2 protein-coding genes are annotated in these 1,269 nt (G+C 44.7%); both read right to left on the reverse strand.

From position 1 onward, the window contains the following. Window positions 1-13: 13 nt before the first annotated feature. Window positions 14-895 (reverse strand): IS3 family transposase, encoded by an 882-nt coding sequence (locus tag ACT3RN_RS15660; RefSeq protein ID WP_444518822.1) that lies wholly within the window; start codon window positions 893-895, stop codon window positions 14-16. After that, the gene (locus tag ACT3RN_RS15665) at window positions 892-1,203 is read right to left on the reverse strand and encodes a transposase (RefSeq protein WP_192992678.1); all 312 of its coding nucleotides are present in this window, start codon (window positions 1,201-1,203) and stop codon (window positions 892-894) included. Before ACT3RN_RS15665 ends, ACT3RN_RS15660 begins: the two co-directional genes overlap by 4 nt. Window positions 1,204-1,269 lie beyond the last annotated feature (66 nt).

Consider the following 1,269-nt stretch of genomic DNA (forward strand, 5'->3'; position numbering starts at 1 on the left):
TTGTAGTGGTCAACTAATTTAGGACAGCTGATAAGAGATTTTGATTAAAGTAACGTCTCTCTTTTTCTGCTGGCGGCAAATAATCGTTGAAAGTATGCGGTCTCACGGACTGATAATAGCCCCAGATATAATCAACAATGGCGCTTTTAGCCTCAGCGATATCTTCATAACCGCCCTTTGGCATCCACTCAGTTTTGAAGCTTCTGAAGAATCTTTCGGTCGGCGCATTATCCCAACAATTTCCGCGACGGCTCATGCTTTGCGTCATACCCTCACAACTCGCCACGGATTCAGCAAACTTCTTGCTAGTGTAATGGGTTCCTTGATCAGAGTGAAACAACACGCCACTTGGCTTTAAGCGCGTCTGATATGCCATTTGCAGCGCTTTGATTGTCAACACGCTGTCAGGGGAATCTGACACCGAAAAGCCCACCACACGACGGGCATATAAATCTAAAACAACCGCTAGGTAGCACCAGCCGCCTTTGATACGAATATATGTGACATCACCCGTCCAGACCTGATTGGGCGCTGATGGGCTAAAATTACGGTTCAGTATATTGTCATGAGCTTGGTGTTCTTCGTCAGCTCGCTTGTATTTATGTGTTTTTAGCTGGCAACTGATGAGCCCCATACTTCTCATAATCTTAGCAGCTAAGTAACGTGTCAGCTTAATGCCATGCTCATTCATCAAGATAGCAGCAATGCTGCGAGCGCCAGCTGATTGCTTTGAGTCATTAAATATTTGGCGTATTAAGGCTTTAAGCTTGACCATTTCAATATTTATCGGCTTTGGCTGCAAGCCATAGTAATAGCTACTCTTAACCATGCCAAATAGGTCACACAATTGAGTTTTACTCATCTGTTTGTCTTGCTCTGCCAGCTGACTTATCAGCGATAATCGCTCAGACTGTCCAAGGCTAGCAGAGCTGAAGCCTTTTTTAAGATGTCGCGCTCCATAGTCAGCCGTTTTACTTGTTTACGCAGTTCTTGGAGTTCTCGCTGTTCATCGGTTAAGGCATTGCCGACTTTAGGTGCTTGTCCACCCATTTCTTGACGGTACTGACTCAGCCATTTCTGTAAGGTGGATTTGCCAATGCCAAGTGAGTTAGAAACGTCGGGGATGCTACGGTTGTGATCAGTGACTAAGCTGATGGCTTCAAGTTTGAATTCTCGGGTATATTGGTTGCGTTTGTTGGTCATACTAGTTTCCTTCTTTGGGGTAGTATAAACCTCTTATGCACTGTCCAAGTTTATTATGCCACTACA

Origin of the sequence: Psychrobacter sp. AOP5-GZ1-6 (genome assembly GCF_052376345.1) — a bacterium.
GTDB lineage: Bacteria > Pseudomonadota > Gammaproteobacteria > Pseudomonadales > Moraxellaceae > Psychrobacter.

Coding starts and splice junctions, on each gene's coding strand:
- ACT3RN_RS15665 (WP_192992678.1), bottom strand. CDS start 1,203: ATGACCAACAAACGCAACCAATATACCCGAGAATTCAAACTTGAAGCC.